This window comes from Amycolatopsis stemonae, assembly GCF_054781455.1.
This window is the reverse complement of sequence record NZ_BAAGUJ010000016.1, coordinates 32418-45932: the sequence shown is the minus strand read 5'-3', so window position 1 is coordinate 45932 and position 13515 is coordinate 32418. Positions and strand designations below refer to the sequence as shown.

Below are 13515 nucleotides of genomic sequence, written 5' to 3'. Positions count from 1 at the left end.
GAAACGCAATACTCGTGCTAAAGTACGAAACTGTGGAACGCGGCACGATCAACGCTCTGACCAGCACTTTTATCACCTGTATCGCAACCGCGGAATACATTTCTCGCACGTTCGTGACACTGTGAATTCGAATACGGGAGGCCGCGTGGAACTGAGCGGACGGGTCGTCGTGCTGACCGGCGCGGCCCACGGGATCGGCGCGGCCATGGCCCGCCGCTTCGCCGCCGAGGGCGCGGCCGGGGTCGTCGTGTCCGACGTCGACACCGCGGGGGCCGAGCGGGTGGCGGAGGAGATCGCGGCCGCGGGCGGCCGGGCCGTCGCGGTCGCCGCCGACGCGACGTCCAAAAAGGACCTGGCGGCACTGGTCGCGACGGCGAAGGCCGCGTTCGGCCCGGTGGACCTGTTCTGCGCCAACGCGGGCGCGGCGTTCGGCACCGGCGTGCACGCGGCGGACGAGCAGTGGGCGAAGTCATGGGAGATCAACGTGCTGCAGCACGTCCACGCCGCGCAGGTCGTGCTGCCCGCGATGCTCGCGCGCGGCGAGGGCTACCTGCTGATCACGGCGTCGGCGGCCGGGCTGCTCGGCACCCCGGGCGACGCGCCGTACTCGGTCACCAAGCACGCGGCCGTCGGCCTCGCCGAATGGCTGGCGATCACCTACCGGCCGCGCGGGGTGCGGGTCAGCGCGCTGTGCCCGCTCGGCGTCCGGACGGCGCTGCTCGAGCCCGGCATCGCGGCGGGCCACCCGGCCGCGCTGGCCATCGCCGCGGCCGCGCCGCTGCTCGAACCCGAAGACGTCGCCGAGGCGGTCGTGCACGGGCTCGGCAAGGAGGAGTTCCTGATCCTGCCGCACGAATCCGTGCGGGAGTCGTTCGCGCGCAAGGCGGGCGCGGTCGACGCGTGGATCGACGAGATGGCCGTCCAGGGAGGCTGAAAGTGGAGTACCGGAGGCTCGGCGCGAGCGGGCTCGCGGTGAGCGAGATCGCGTACGGCAACTGGCTGACGCACGACGCGCCCGGTTGCGTCGCGGCGGCGCTGGACGCGGGCGTCACGACGTTCCACACCGCGGCGGCGTGGCACGACGGCGCCGCCGAAGAGGCTTACGGGGCCGCGTTTTCCGCCGTCCGCCGCGACGAGCTCGTCCTGTGCACCGGGGTGTTCTGGCCGGAAGGTCCGGGGCCGAACGACGCCGGGCTGAGCCGCAAGCACGTGATCGCGTCGCTGGAAGGCTCCCTGCGGCGGCTGCGCACCGACCACGTCGACGTCTACCAGCTGCTGCGCTTCGACTACCGGACGCCGGTCGCGGAGACGTTCCTCGCGCTCTCGGACCTGGTGCGACAGGGGAAGGTCCGGTACGTGGGCACGTCGGAGTGGACGGCCGAGCAGCTGCTGCAGGCGCACGAGGCGGCTTCGCGGTACGACGTGCCGTTCATCGCCAACCAGCCGCACTACTCGATGCTGTGGCGGGTGGCCGAGGCACAGGTGATGCCGGTGGGCGAGCGGATCGGCGTCGGGCAGTTCGCGTCGGTGCCGCTCGCGCAGGGCGTGCTGACCGGCAAGTACCGGGACGGCCGCATCCCGGCGGGCTCGCGCGCGGCGGGGAAGGCGTCCGCGCGGCCGTTGCTGATGCCGGAGCTGCTGGAGCGGGTGGAGCTGCTGCGCGGCGTCGCGGACGACGCCGGCCTGACGATGGCGCAGCTCGCGCTGGCGTGGACGCTGCAGCACGAGACGGTCGCCTCGGCCGTGGTCGGCGCGAGCACGCCGGAGCAGGTCACGGAAAACGCGAAGGCCGCCGGCGTCCGCCTCGACCTCGACGTGCTGACGCGCATCGACCAGCTGCTCGGCAGCTTCGTCCAGACCGACCCGCGACTGGTGTGGTCGCCCCCGGCCGCTTAGCCGGCGCCGAGGCAGACGAAGGGGCGGCGGAACGGGTCGACGGCGATCGCGTCGGCCAGCGCCAGCGCCGGGCTGTCCCGGACCGCGAGCGCGCGGTAGTAGTCGTCCATCGCGGCCGCCGAGGCCAGGTCGCCGACGCGGGACAGCGGCGCGATCACCGTCCGCGAGCCGCTGGCCAGCAGGGCGCTGGCGAAGCCGAGGGCTTCGTCGCCCGGCCGGATCCGGTTGAGCGCCAGCTCGCACGCGGCGAACACGACCTGCCGCGGCGGTTGCCGCAGGCCGGCCATCTCGTGCCCGAAGAGCGCGCCGTCGGCGAGCTCGAGCCGGGAGAACAGCGCGTTCTCGGGCTCGTGCGCGCCGTGGGCGGCGAAGTGCGCCAATTTGGCGCCGTCCATCGCGCGCAGCACGGATTTGACGGTCGCCTTGGCGCCGGTCATGGTCGTCGCGGCGCGGTAGTGGGTGGTCAGCTTCTCCAGCTCACCGCGCGCCCCGGCGAGCCCCGGCCCGCGCACGAGCACGATCTTGCGCGCCCGCGGCGACTTCGTCAGCTCCGCGGCGAGCCACGCGGTCGCGGACGGCGCGACGACGGTCGGGCGCCCCCGCAGCCCCGGCAGGACGCCCCACGGCACGGCGTAGAGCGGCCCGGTGGGGACGATGACCAGCTCGCGGTCACCGAAGAGCTCGGCGAGCGGCTGGATCAGCTGCGCGTCGAGCTTGTCGGCCTGCTTGCGCGCGGAGGCCATGACGACCTCGGCGAGCCGCTCGGGCAGGTTGTCGGGCGCGAGGGCGTCGAGGTCGACGTTGAGCACGCGCGCGGACTCGGCGGCGGCCTCGGCGGACCCGAGCCGCACGAGCCGGCACTCGCCCCCGGCCACGACGACGGCGACGAGCTCGTCCCCGGAGGCGGCGAAGCTGACCATGGCCCGGCGGCCGAGCTGCGCGAAGACCTCGTCGAGCCCGGCCACCGGCCGTGGCCGCCCCCACCGCCCGGTGTGCCACCCGAGCCGCTGGGCCTCGCGAAGCCGTTCGTTGTACTTGGCGCGCAGCCCGGCGACGGGATGACCGTCGTGCTGCGCTTCCTGGATGGCCTGCCCCAGCCCGCGCACCTCGGCCACGCGCGCGGCGAGCTCGGGATCGGTCCCGGCCGAGAGCGGTTCGTAGCGGTAGGTCTGCGCCCGCGTCCGTTCGAGCCAGACGAACAGCCGCCGGGCGTCGTTGCGTTCGAGCACGAGCTTCACGGCGAGGTCGGCGAGCTCCTGACCGTGGAGCGCGGTCCCGGAGACGAGATCGAGCCCGCCCATCCGATCCCGCACGGCATCGAGCTCGGTGAGCCCGGACCGGATTTCGGTGAGCGCCTTGGCCCGGTTCCCCTGCGCGACGGCGAGTTCGGCCCGGCAGAGCCGGCGCAGCATCCGGTAGTCGATGGGGGTGAGCTGCCCGGGACGCGGCACCTTCCGGAGGGTCTCACCGGCGCGCTTGAGGTTGCCCCGCCGGATGTCCAACCGGACGGCGAGCATCCGCGCGGTGGCCGCCTGCTCGGTGAGCCGCGGTACGGGCAGCGTCTCGGCGGTCCGGATGGCCCGGTGCGGCAGGGACGCCGGGATCTCCCCCGAGCGCAGCGCTTCCCGCACGTCGGCCTGCAGTCCGATGATCTTCGCGTTCCCGGCGCAGGTCTGGCACCCCACCTTGAGCATCCGCCGGCGGGACGACCCGGCCATCTGCCTGGCCAGGTCCAGGTCGTCCGCCCTCAGCGCGGCTTCGGCCCGGTGCAGCTCGATGTAGGCCAGCTCGCGCGTGACGCTCGGCAGCGAACGCATCGACTCCATCAGGTCGTCGAGGTGCTCGCCCGCCTCACCGGCCAGCCCCGCGGCCAGCAGCGCCTCGGCCTGTTCCAGCCTCAGCTGGGACGGCACGTCGAGGTCCAGCGCCCGGTACGAACGCTCGCTGACCTCGTAGAGGCGAAGGGCCTCGGGCACGTCTCCGGTCCGCAGCGCCAGCGTTCCGAGGAAGCGCCGGCCGTCCGCCGCGTCGGCGCGCAGCTCGTACTTCTCGGCGAGTTCGATGGCGCGGCTGAGGTCCTCGCGAGCACGGCCGACGTTGCCGAGCTTCGTGTGCACCCAGCCCCGGGCGGCCAGCGTCTGCACGAGGCCGACCATCCGGGGTTCGGGTTCCGTGGTGTGGTCGAGCCAGAAGCGCCGGTGCTCCATCGAGGTCCCGAAGTAGCCGAGGCTGTCTTCGTTCCGGCCGACGCTCATGAGCCGCGCGCCGTAGTTGTGCTCGAGCGCCGCGCTCAGCTCGGCGCGCACGACCTCGTCCTCGACCCCGGTGATCAGCCGGCGGACGTCGTCCAGCCCGGCGAGCCCGGCCTTGATGTCGCCGGAGATCTCCGAGTTCAGCGCGACCAGTGTGCTGGAGAGCCGGATCCGCGTGACCATCCAGTCGGTGCGGTGCGCGGGGCCGACCGGATACATCGAGTCCAGCAGGCCCATGCCCTTGCGCAGGAGACGCACGCCCTCGTGGAAGCGCCCGAGGCACGAAACGTCCGAAGCGGTCTGCTGGAGTTTGCGGACCCTGTCGATGACTTCGGACGGGTCCAGCTTTGTCACAGGCACTCTCCTATGACAGCACAGGCGTAAGCAGAACGGAGCCCGCCTACCGGTCGAAGATCGGCAGGCGGGCGGTCACAGCTTGGTCAAGTTCAGCGGGCCACCTGGTAGCAGGGCGGCGCGCAGTTCGGCGTCACGACCGGACCGCCGCTCTGGTCCTTCGCGGGGACCAGCGGGTCGTGGTCGATGTGCACCCAGCCGAACTCGTCGGGCTCGGGGTGCGGGACCACCGGGCCCGCCTTCTCGGTCGGCTCCGGGGTCTCTTCCGGCTTGGTGTCCGTGGGCGTCGACATGGTCGATCTCCTCTCCCCTGGGGATCTGCATGGGGACGCGGCCGTGACGGTGTGTCCCCGTCGCGAGGCCCTCTCCCCGCGAACGGACCAATAGTTTCACAACGGAGCAATGATCGGGAGGGTTTTCGCTACGGAAAGTCAGACCGAGTGCCGTGATCAGGCCAAACGCCCCGGCCGGAACGTCCTAACGAGTGAACTCTGTAACGGTGTCCACTGCGGACGTGCACCGCCGCCGGGTGGGTGAGCGGACGGCGGGGCCGTCCGGTGGGGCGTGATGCGCCGGGCACGGACCGCGACCGGCCGGTCGCCCACGGCACGGACGGCTGCCCGATCGTGCAGTTCCCGTGCCGTAGCTTCGAGTCTCGGGCGCGCGTCACCCTGGCCGGACGACAGCGCCGTCCGGCCGGGAGTGTCCTTTGTGGACAGCTACGCTCGCCTGGCGATCACCGCCTTGTGGACGGTGCGGACCAGCCGCGCGTTTTCCGGGGCCGCTCCGCCCGGGAACGCGAAGCGGCGACGGTTGTAGCCGTACGCGAGGCCGCTGCGCGGGTCCGCGAAAGCCTGGGAGCCCGCCGCGCCGCTGTGGCCGAACGCGCCCTGGCCCAGCTCCGGGTAGTCGTCCGAGACGACGGCGAAGCCGAGGCCGAAGGCGTTGCGGTTGCGGGTCGCCAGGTCGTCGCCGACCGAATGGATCTGGGCGAACTCCGCCGCCGTCTCCGGGCTCAGGAGCCGCTCGGGGCCGCTGATCGCCGCCGCGTACATGCCCGCCAGGCCGCGGGCCGAGCCCACGCCGCCGACCGAGGCCGGGCTCAGACGGCGGACCGCCTCGATGTTCGGGAGGTCCCAGAGCTCCGGCGCCTTCGGGTGGTTGCGGTTGAAGGCGATCGCGGTGATGCTGTCCGGCCCGGTCGCCCCGGCCTCCAGCTCGGCCAGCTGCTCCGGCGTGGGCAGCATCGGCTGCGTCGTCAGGAAGCGCGGCTCGAGCTCCTCCGGCAGGCCGAGGTAGAAGTCCAGGCCGAACGGCTTCCGGACGCGCTCCTCGTAGTGCTCCTGGATGCTGCGTCCGGTCACCCGCCGGACGACCTCGCCGGTCAGCGCGCCGATCACCAGCGCGTGGTAGCCGAACTGGGTGCCGGGCCGCCAGTACGGCCGCTGCGGGGCGATGCGCGCGGCGATCACCCGGTCGTCCGCGATCTCGGCGGCCGCGAACCCTTCGTCGGCGCCGACGACGCCGGCGCGGTGCGCGAGCAGCTCCCGCAGCGTGATCGCCGCCTTGCCGGCGGCGCCGAACTCCGGCCAGTAGTGGCTGACCCGCTCGTCGAGGTCGAGCACGCCGTCCTGGACCAGCAGCGCGACCACCAGGTGCGCGGCGCCCTTGGTCGAGGAGAACACGCCCGTCAGCGAATCGGCGGTGATCTCGGGCCCGGTCCACAGGTCGACGACGCGTTCGCCGTCGACGTGCGCGACGAGCTGGGCGGCGTAGTCGCCCCCTTCGGCGGCCGCTACGGCCGCGAACTCCTCGCGGACGGACTCGAACCCGTCGGCGACGGTCCCCTGGACGAACTCGGACGACATGGTGGCTCCCTCGGTGATCCCTGCGGCTGCGCCTGGAGTCAACCCGCGCGGCGCCGGGGTATTCCGCGTAACGCGAAGCGGCCCGGCCGGGATGATCCCGGCATGGGGGAACCTGACTTCGAAACCGAGCCGTCGGAAACCACCCGGCCGGGCCGCGGCCTGGGGATCGCTTCGCTCGCGGTCGGCGCGCCCGCGCTGACGCTCGCGGTCGCGACGTGGGCGGCGTGGCTGATCGTCCGGCCGCCGGTGGTGACCGCCTGGGCGAACTCGTGGGTCACGCAGGCGTTCGTGCTGGTGCTCGGCGCGCTGTGGTTCGCGTTGCTGCCGATCAGCGTGCTGGCGCTCGTCTTCGGTGTCCACGCCGGCGCGCGCACCGAGCCCGGCCCGGGCCGGATCGGCGCCACGCTCGCCGTCCTCACCGCGCTGCTCGCGCTCTCGGGGGCCGCGGTGTTCGCGACGACGTCGTGGCGGCACGTCGGGCCGCCCGTCGCGTACTTCGACATCCAGACCGGGCAGAGCCGGTAGAACTCCCGGCGCGGCGGGTACCACCGGCTCATGAAGCTGACCTCCACCGTGCTCGGCGCGCCGGACCCGCGGGCGCTCGCCGCGTTCTACTCGAAGTTGCTCGGCTGGCCGATCCGGACCGACGAGCCGGAGTGGGTGACGCTGCGCCCGGACGATGGCGGCGCCGGGCTGTCGTTCCAGCTCGAGACCGGCCACGTGCCGCCGGTGTGGCCGCCCGCCGACGGCGCCCCGCAGATGCAGCTGCACCTCGACATCGAGGTCGACGACCTCGAAGCGGCGACGGCGGCCGCGACCGCCGCGGGCGCCGTGGTCGCGCGGTTCCAGCCGCAGCCGCACGTCCGCGTCTGCCTCGATCCGGCCGGGCATCCCTTCTGCCTCTGGACGCGTGAATGAGGTGACGCCCCGCGTTCGAACGGTCACAGGATCCGCTATGTTCGCCTGAGGTCCTGTTTCCGGCGAACGGAGTTGAGTCCTGTGGGGGTGCACCGGATCTGGCACCACGGACTGGTCCCCACCGAGGGGAAACGCCCCCTGGACGCCTTGCGCGGCAGGCTGATCGCCCGCCAGCGGCAGCACGACGACTACACGGTCGCCGATCTCGGCTCGTCCGATGACGGCGGATCGCGCCGCTGCGACCTGAAGTTCGGGTGGAGCGACGGCGAAGGCCGCTACTCCGTTCAGGTATTGCTTTCGCTGTGCTACCACGCGGGCGAGGACCGCGTGACGTGGCTGCTGGCCGCCGCGTGCACGCGCCCGTGGCGCAGCTGCCACGTCGCGCCCGCACAACGGATCGGGCTGGAAGAGCTCGGCGCGAGCGGCAACGACGAGATCCCCATCGAGGCGCCCGTTCTCGCCATGCGCGGCTGGTCTCGCAAGGAGTGCGACCGCGTCGCGGAACTGCTGGGCGAGGCGCTGGTGGCGCAGTGGCGGACGTCGGCGGTGCTGGTGCTCACCGAACCACCGACGGTGCCGGTCGACGGCTGGCCCGGTCTGGTCAACGTCTTCGACGTCGACGACCGCTTCCGCCGCACGCTCAACCGGAATGTGCCCTTGGGCTACGAAGTACCGCAGGGCGCGCGGCTGTACGCGCCGCTGTGCGACCAGCTGCCCGACTTCGTCGAGACGGGCGGCCCGGTGCCCGCCGAAGCGCTCCAGGGTGCGATCACGCGGCTGCTCCAGGCGCGCGGCCGGACCCCGCTGCCCGAAGAGTGGGCCGAGGTGCCGAGCGTGCAGGCCTGGTACACCTCGGATCCCTTCGCCGCGCCGGACCGGGAGCCGGACGCCGGACTGGCGGAGAAGCTGGCCCGCGCCGAGCGGGAACTGGCCGAGGCGCGGGGCGTGATCACCATCCTGCGCAAGAAGTCGAAGGCCGACGCCGAGGAACGGGACCGGCACGCCGGCGAGGTGAAGGTGCTCCGCCGCCGGCTCGACGACCTCTCCGCGATCGACGTCGCGTGCCTGCGGACGCAGCTCGCGCAGTTGCAGGAGGAGGTGGACGACTACGCGCGCGCGTTCGAGGAGACGGAGGCCGAGCGCGACGAGCTCAGACGCGTGAACGGCCTGCTGGCGGGGACCCTGGCCCGCTACCACGGCGCTGACGACGAGGTCGCGGCCGCCGAGTGCCCGCCGGAAGAGTTCCCCAGCTTCGCCGAGCTGATCGGCGCCGCGACGGCTTCGCTCAGGCACCTCGCGATCACGGCCGAGCCGGCGCCGGCCGCGATCCTCGACCACCACCCGAAAGCCACCGCCTGGCGCCGCAAGGCGTGGGACGCGCTTCGCACCTTGGACGCGTACGCCCGCGCGCGGACCACGTTGCTCGGCTCGGGCCAGGACCCGGGCCCCGAGCTCTCCGACGTGCTCGCCTTCGCGCGGACCGGCCAGCCGGGTTCGCTGATCAGCGCCAACATCATCGCCCTGGCCGAATCGGACACGGTGACCACGAACGAACGGCTCCGCCAGGCGCGGACGTTCCGCGTGGACCCCCGCACGAACCCGGCGGGCCGCGACTACTTCGGCGCGCACATCGCCTTGGAGCGCTTCAAGTCGCCGGCGCCGCGGCTGCACTTCCTCGACGACACCGACCGCACGGGCACGGTGTACGTCGGGTACCTCGGCGCCCACCTGCCGACGTCGAAGACCAACTGAGCGAGAATCGCGCGCATGACGGAGACCGTCCACAAGCACCTGGCCTACTGCTGGATCGCGCGGGATGACCGGGTGCTGTTCCTCCGCCGCGCGCCCGGGACGTTCCTCGGAGGACGGTGGGAACTGCCGGGCGGCACGGTCGAGCCAGGCGAACCCAGCGAAACGACGGCCGTCCGCGAAGCCGCGGAAGAGACCGGGTTGACGGTCCGGGTCACGGGCGAGCTGTCCCGCGATTCGTGGCCGGACGTCGCCGGGCGCGCCATGGAGATCCACGCCGTCGTCTACGCGGTGGAAGAGGACGGCGCCGGTGACGTCGTGCTCAGCCCGGGCGAGCACGACGATTTCCGTTGGCCGACAACGGAGGAAGCTCGCGGGCTCGAGATGGCGGAGCACTTCCGCCGGTTGCTGTGATCGCACGCGCTCACTCCTCCTGCGGGGTCAGCAGGACGATCGGGATCACGCGGTCGGTCTTCGTGGCGTACTCGTCGTACAGCGGGAAGATGCGCGTCATCCGGGGCCAGAGCGCCTCGCGTTCGGCCGCGGACGCGACCCGCGCGCGGGCGGTGAACCGGCGGGTGCCGACCTGGACCCCGACGCTCGGCTCGGCCTGGAGGTTCTTGAACCAGGCCGGATCCTCGTCGGCGCCGCCCTTGGAGGCGACGACGACGAAGTCGTCGCCCGAAGTGCCGTAGATCAGGCAGGTGCGGCGGGCCTCGCCGGTCCGGCGCCCGGTCGTGGCGAGGATGAGCGTGGACACGCCGTTCGATTCGTGCCCTTCGGTGCCGCCCGAGGCGAGGTAGGTGCGGGTCTGCTCGGCGACCCAGTCCCATGACGAGTCGGTGGCGCGGTCGAGATCGTCGGCAACGGCCATGGTGGGTGGTCCTTTCCGGTGGGGTGGGGTTCAGCCGAGTTTCTCGGCCAGCGCGACGATGACGCCTTCGGGGCCGCGGACGTAGCAGAGGCGGTAGCTGTCCTCGTACCGCACCAGCTCGCCGATGAGCTCGGCACCGTGGGTGCGCAGGCGGGCGACGACGACTTCGATGTCCGTCACGGCGAACATGATGCGCCGGATCCCGAAGGCGTTGACCGGCGCGTTCGGCTCGGCCGTGGTGGTGGCCGCCGGGGCGTGGAACTTCATCAGCTCGAGCCGTCCGTGGCCGTCCGGGGTCCGCACCACGGCCAGGTCGCACCGGACGCCGTCCAGGCCGACCATGCGGTCCACCGACGGCCCCTCGACCGGCGCCTCGCCCTCGAGCTCCAGGCCGAGCTCGAGGAAGAACGCGATGGCGGCCTTCAGGTCGTCGACCACGATGCCGACGTTGTCCATGCGCTCGATCGTCATGGCTGCCTCCCGTGTCACGCGGCCCCTCTCGGCCGCTCGTGCTCAGGGGACGGAGCCGGTGCGCCGTTTTCGACAGCCGCTCGATCACGGGTCTCGCTGCCCGGGGTGGACCGGTCGGGCCCTTGCCCGAGCGCTATTCGTCCGGCCTGGGCAGCTGCCGCAGTCCGATCAGGGAAAGCAATGCGTTCATGCCACTGACGTTACCGAACACACGTGCGAAGATCATCGCTGAACCGGGTGAAAACCGGGCCGTCGGGCGCAGACGGATTTCTGTTGCGGCGCAAGGGAAATCACGGCATATTCGGGCGAGCAGCCCCCGGTTTCCACGATACCGGAGGGCACCGACAAAAACGGCCGGGCACGCAATGCGGGTTTCTCATGGGCGAGGGACCAGCCGGGGGCGGGGCGCACCCCTGGGAGCCCACCGCTGTGCCGGGCTCGCAGGTCACCCGCATCCGCAGGGGCGGGAGGTGACCGCGGAAAAGACAGCACTTCTTCGCCGGCAGGTGGCGGGGCCTCGTCGCCGGGCCACCCGACCGTGGCGGATCCCTCAGGAGGCGATGGCCTCGTTGATCGCCAGCAGCTCCTGGGCGGTGCGCGTGGCGGTGAACTCGATGACTTCGTAGCGGGCGAGACGGCGGGTGACGAACGGGTCACTCGCGAGCACGGCGTCGAGCTTGCCGCGCAGCACCGAGCGCGTCAGGATCACCTGGTCGGCGGCGCCGTTCCCCTTTCCGGAAAGGAGGAAGACTCCCTTCGTGAATTGTTTGCGCAACCAGTCCGCGTGGTCCGGGAGCGCGTAGTCGACTTCTGTTTCGGGCGCCGTGTAGGTCAGCAGGGCGATGTACATGATTCGATGGTAGAACTCTTTCACCCGCAACGCATCCGCCTGCTGAGTGGCGCGGGACACCGGTTTCGGCAATATCCGGGTCAAGAATTACGGGCGTACTTTACGATCGCTTTTTCAATTTTCTTCCGGCTTGCCGTACGCACCTCGGCGTACGCCGGGGTGTCGACGCCGGGCCGACGCGCCGGGCCCCGCCGGCGGGCGACACTTCCCGTCATGAACGCACTGACCCGGATCTGGCACGACGGCCGGCGAGCCGAGCGCGTCGCCTATGCGGTCGGCGCTGCGCTGTTCGTGAGCGGCGTCGTGCACGCGATCGTCCTCCTCGCCACCGGCGGCTCGTGGCTGGGCCCGCTGTCGATGCGCAAGGCCGTCACGTTCGGCCTCTCGTTCGGGCTCACGCTCGCGTCGGTGGCCTGGGCGACGTCGTTCCTCACCGTGCGACCCCAGGTGCGCAACGTCCTCCTCGGCGCCTTCACCGCCGCGAGCGTCGCCGAAGTCGTGCTGGTCAGCATGCAGGCGTGGCGCGGGGTGCCGTCGCACTTCGACTTCGGGACGCCGTTCGACACCGCCGTGTCCATGACGCTCGCCGCGGGCGGGGCCGTGATCGTCCTGACGATCATCGGCTTCACCGCCGCCGCGCTGGTCGGCCCCGGTCCGGACGCGCCCAGCATGCGGCTGGCGGTCCGGGCCGGCCTGGTCGTCCTGCTGGTCGCGCTGGCCACCGGCGCCGTGATGATCGCCCGCGGCGTGGTGCTGGCCCGCGGCGGCGACCCGGAAGGCGCGTACACCACCGCCGGCTCGCTCAAGCCGCTGCACGCGGTCGCGATGCACGCGATCCTCGTGCTGCCCGCGCTGGCCTGGGTCCTGCGTTTCAGCCGCTGGCCCGAGGCCCACCGGATGCGGGTGGTCGTCGCGGCCGTCGTCGCCGACGCCGTGCTCACCGCCGTGATCGGCGTCGAGTCCTTCGCCGGCATCGACCCGCTGACCGCGCCACTGCCCGTCCTCGGCCTCTCCGCGCTGGCCGCGGCCGCGCTGGCCGGCACCGGGATCTACGCCCTGTCCGGGATTGAACCGGCCGTCCGGTTCACCCGTGTCCCCTCTGGGAAGGCAAGGGGCCGGTAAGCGGCGGACGGAGATCACGCGTGCGGCACGGTATGACCACCAGAGGCCTTTTCCAGCGAAGCTCGGCGCACAGCCACGCGGACGAGATCGGCACGAACAGCCGGTGCACGCGCTTCGGGGTGCGGCCGGGCACCGAGGTCGAGCGGCTGGTCGAGGGCCTGCCCTCCCGCGCGCCGGAACGGTCGGTCAGCTGAGCACGTGGGCGATGGCGGGCTCGACGGCGAACGACCGGCCGTTCGCCGAGCTCGACCGTTCGGGCCGGACGCGACGCCTGCGCCGGCTCGCCGAAGCGGCCTTGACCGGCTACGACGTCCCGGTGGCCCGGCTGACCCCGTTGGGGCGCGGGCACAACACGACGTTCCGCGTCGACGGCGCCGACGGGAACCGCTACGTGCTGCGGGTGGAGCGGCCGGACGGCCCGAGCGCCGCCCAGGTGCGGTCCGAACTGGCCTGGCTCGCCGCGCTGCGGCGCGAAACCGACCTCGTCGTCCCGCGGCCGGTGCCGACGCGGGCGCGGGACTTCGTCGCCGTGGTCGCCGATCCGGCGGTCCCGGAGCCGCGCACCTGCGTGCTCTGCCACTGGGTCGACGGCCGGTTCGTCGACGAGCGGCTCAACGCGCCGCAGCTGTACGCGGTCGGCGAGTTCACCGCGCGGCTGCACCTGCACGGCGCGCGGCTGAACGGGCTGGACCGCGGCCGCGTCGACGACCTCACCGACTTCGGCCGCTCGCAGGTGGACGGCTTCTCGGCCGCCGTGCTCGACCGGGCGGTCGCGCGGGCCGGGGGCGACGAACGCGTCCGCGCCGCCGCCGAGCGGGCCCGCGCGGCCCGGATCGAGCTGGGCCGCGGCGCCGACGTCTTCGGCCTGGTGCACGGCGACCTGCGGCAGGAGAACTACCTGTTCCACCGCGGCCGCGTGCGGGCGATCGGCTTCGACGACTGCGGCTACGGGCATTACGCCTACGACCTCGCCGTCGCGCTCGACGAGCTCAGGCACCTGCCGCAGCGGCACGAGCTGCGGGAGGCCCTGCTGGACGGCTACCGGTCGGTGCGCCCGGACGCGGCGACGACCGACCCGGCGATCCTGAACGCCTTCGCCGGCCTGCGCCGGATCCAGCTGCGGCTCCGGGACTGACGCTACAGACCGGCGTTACAATTGCT

15 protein-coding genes are annotated in these 13515 nt (G+C 72.4%); 9 read left to right on the top strand and 6 right to left on the bottom strand.

Going from position 1 to position 13515, the window contains the following annotated elements; all coding sequences use genetic code 11:
* The first annotated feature begins 145 nt into the window (after positions 1-145).
* Positions 146-934 (top strand): SDR family oxidoreductase, encoded by a 789-nt coding sequence (locus ACYVLJ_RS39075; RefSeq protein ID WP_451967503.1) that lies wholly within the window; start codon positions 146-148, stop codon positions 932-934.
* 2 nt (positions 935-936) lie between these two features.
* Positions 937-1896 (top strand): aldo/keto reductase, encoded by a 960-nt coding sequence (locus ACYVLJ_RS39070; RefSeq protein ID WP_451967505.1) that lies wholly within the window; start codon positions 937-939, stop codon positions 1894-1896.
* Here ACYVLJ_RS39070 and ACYVLJ_RS39065 read toward each other — a convergent pair.
* From ACYVLJ_RS39065 to ACYVLJ_RS39055, 3 genes are all read right to left on the bottom strand, one after another.
* Positions 1893-4502, bottom strand: a complete 2610-nt coding sequence (locus ACYVLJ_RS39065; RefSeq protein WP_451967507.1) for a CHAT domain-containing protein — start codon at positions 4500-4502, stop codon at positions 1893-1895. The genes ACYVLJ_RS39070 and ACYVLJ_RS39065 overlap by 4 nt on opposite strands.
* Positions 4503-4594: 92 nt before the next feature.
* Positions 4595-4795 (bottom strand): hypothetical protein, encoded by a 201-nt coding sequence (locus tag ACYVLJ_RS39060; RefSeq protein ID WP_451967508.1) that lies wholly within the window; start codon positions 4793-4795, stop codon positions 4595-4597.
* 426 nt (positions 4796-5221) lie between these two features.
* Complete coding sequence (locus tag ACYVLJ_RS39055; protein WP_460442437.1) at positions 5222-6370, bottom strand: serine hydrolase domain-containing protein; 1149 nt, start codon at positions 6368-6370, stop codon at positions 5222-5224.
* A gap of 102 nt (positions 6371-6472) precedes the next feature.
* On the opposite strand from ACYVLJ_RS39055, the gene ACYVLJ_RS39050 reads away from it, so the two are divergent.
* The 4 genes from ACYVLJ_RS39050 to ACYVLJ_RS39035 all read left to right on the top strand — a co-directional run bounded on the left by ACYVLJ_RS39050 (position 6473) and on the right by ACYVLJ_RS39035 (position 9451).
* Positions 6473-6895: a hypothetical protein gene (locus tag ACYVLJ_RS39050; protein ID WP_451967510.1), complete on the top strand. Its 423-nt coding sequence runs from the start codon at positions 6473-6475 to the stop codon at positions 6893-6895.
* A gap of 30 nt (positions 6896-6925) precedes the next feature.
* A complete protein-coding gene (locus ACYVLJ_RS39045; protein ID WP_460442436.1) occupies positions 6926-7288 on the top strand; it encodes a VOC family protein in 363 nt (120 codons plus the stop codon).
* 81 nt (positions 7289-7369) lie between these two features.
* The gene (locus ACYVLJ_RS39040) at positions 7370-9040 is read left to right on the top strand and encodes a hypothetical protein (RefSeq protein WP_460442435.1); all 1671 of its coding nucleotides are present in this window, start codon (positions 7370-7372) and stop codon (positions 9038-9040) included.
* A gap of 15 nt (positions 9041-9055) precedes the next feature.
* Positions 9056-9451 (top strand): NUDIX hydrolase, encoded by a 396-nt coding sequence (locus tag ACYVLJ_RS39035; RefSeq protein WP_460442434.1) that lies wholly within the window; start codon positions 9056-9058, stop codon positions 9449-9451.
* A 10-nt stretch (positions 9452-9461) separates the two neighbouring features.
* Here ACYVLJ_RS39035 and ACYVLJ_RS39030 read toward each other — a convergent pair whose 3' ends face one another.
* The 3 genes from ACYVLJ_RS39030 to ACYVLJ_RS39020 form a co-directional block, all read right to left on the bottom strand.
* Positions 9462-9911, bottom strand: a complete 450-nt coding sequence (locus tag ACYVLJ_RS39030; RefSeq protein ID WP_451967518.1) for a nitroreductase family deazaflavin-dependent oxidoreductase — start codon at positions 9909-9911, stop codon at positions 9462-9464.
* A 30-nt stretch (positions 9912-9941) separates the two neighbouring features.
* Complete coding sequence (locus tag ACYVLJ_RS39025) at positions 9942-10382, bottom strand: VOC family protein (protein ID WP_460442433.1); 441 nt, start codon at positions 10380-10382, stop codon at positions 9942-9944.
* Between the two features lie 550 nt (positions 10383-10932).
* Positions 10933-11232: a YciI family protein gene (locus tag ACYVLJ_RS39020; RefSeq protein ID WP_451967522.1), complete on the bottom strand. Its 300-nt coding sequence runs from the start codon at positions 11230-11232 to the stop codon at positions 10933-10935.
* Between the two features lie 213 nt (positions 11233-11445).
* On the opposite strand from ACYVLJ_RS39020, the gene ACYVLJ_RS39015 reads away from it, so the two are divergent.
* Genes ACYVLJ_RS39015 through ACYVLJ_RS39005 form a run of 3 tightly spaced genes read left to right on the top strand, consistent with a single transcriptional unit; the run spans position 11446 to position 13489 of the window.
* Positions 11446-12354, top strand: a complete 909-nt coding sequence (locus tag ACYVLJ_RS39015) for a hypothetical protein (protein WP_460442432.1) — start codon at positions 11446-11448, stop codon at positions 12352-12354.
* Between the two features lie 32 nt (positions 12355-12386).
* Complete coding sequence (locus tag ACYVLJ_RS39010; RefSeq protein ID WP_460442431.1) at positions 12387-12548, top strand: hypothetical protein; 162 nt, start codon at positions 12387-12389, stop codon at positions 12546-12548.
* Positions 12549-12559: 11 nt separating this feature from the next.
* Positions 12560-13489: a phosphotransferase enzyme family protein gene (locus tag ACYVLJ_RS39005; RefSeq protein ID WP_460442430.1), complete on the top strand. Its 930-nt coding sequence runs from the start codon at positions 12560-12562 to the stop codon at positions 13487-13489.
* Positions 13490-13515 lie beyond the last annotated feature (26 nt).

Bases quoted from the DNA above. Each gene is read 5' to 3' on its own strand.
- ACYVLJ_RS39025 (WP_460442433.1), bottom strand. From the start codon at position 10,382: ATGACGATCGAGCGCATGGACAACGTCGGCATCGTGGTCGACGACCTG.
- ACYVLJ_RS39045 (WP_460442436.1), top strand. From the start codon at position 6,926: ATGAAGCTGACCTCCACCGTGCTCGGCGCGCCGGACCCGCGGGCGCTC.
- ACYVLJ_RS39020 (WP_451967522.1), bottom strand. From the start codon at position 11,232: ATGTACATCGCCCTGCTGACCTACACGGCGCCCGAAACAGAAGTCGAC.
- ACYVLJ_RS39010 (WP_460442431.1), top strand. From the start codon at position 12,387: ATGACCACCAGAGGCCTTTTCCAGCGAAGCTCGGCGCACAGCCACGCG.
- ACYVLJ_RS39055 (WP_460442437.1), bottom strand. From the start codon at position 6,370: ATGTCGTCCGAGTTCGTCCAGGGGACCGTCGCCGACGGGTTCGAGTCC.
- ACYVLJ_RS39005 (WP_460442430.1), top strand. From the start codon at position 12,560: ATGGCGGGCTCGACGGCGAACGACCGGCCGTTCGCCGAGCTCGACCGT.
- ACYVLJ_RS39030 (WP_451967518.1), bottom strand. From the start codon at position 9,911: ATGGCCGTTGCCGACGATCTCGACCGCGCCACCGACTCGTCATGGGAC.
- ACYVLJ_RS39060 (WP_451967508.1), bottom strand. From the start codon at position 4,795: ATGTCGACGCCCACGGACACCAAGCCGGAAGAGACCCCGGAGCCGACC.
- ACYVLJ_RS39050 (WP_451967510.1), top strand. From the start codon at position 6,473: ATGGGGGAACCTGACTTCGAAACCGAGCCGTCGGAAACCACCCGGCCG.
- ACYVLJ_RS39015 (WP_460442432.1), top strand. From the start codon at position 11,446: ATGAACGCACTGACCCGGATCTGGCACGACGGCCGGCGAGCCGAGCGC.
- ACYVLJ_RS39035 (WP_460442434.1), top strand. From the start codon at position 9,056: ATGACGGAGACCGTCCACAAGCACCTGGCCTACTGCTGGATCGCGCGG.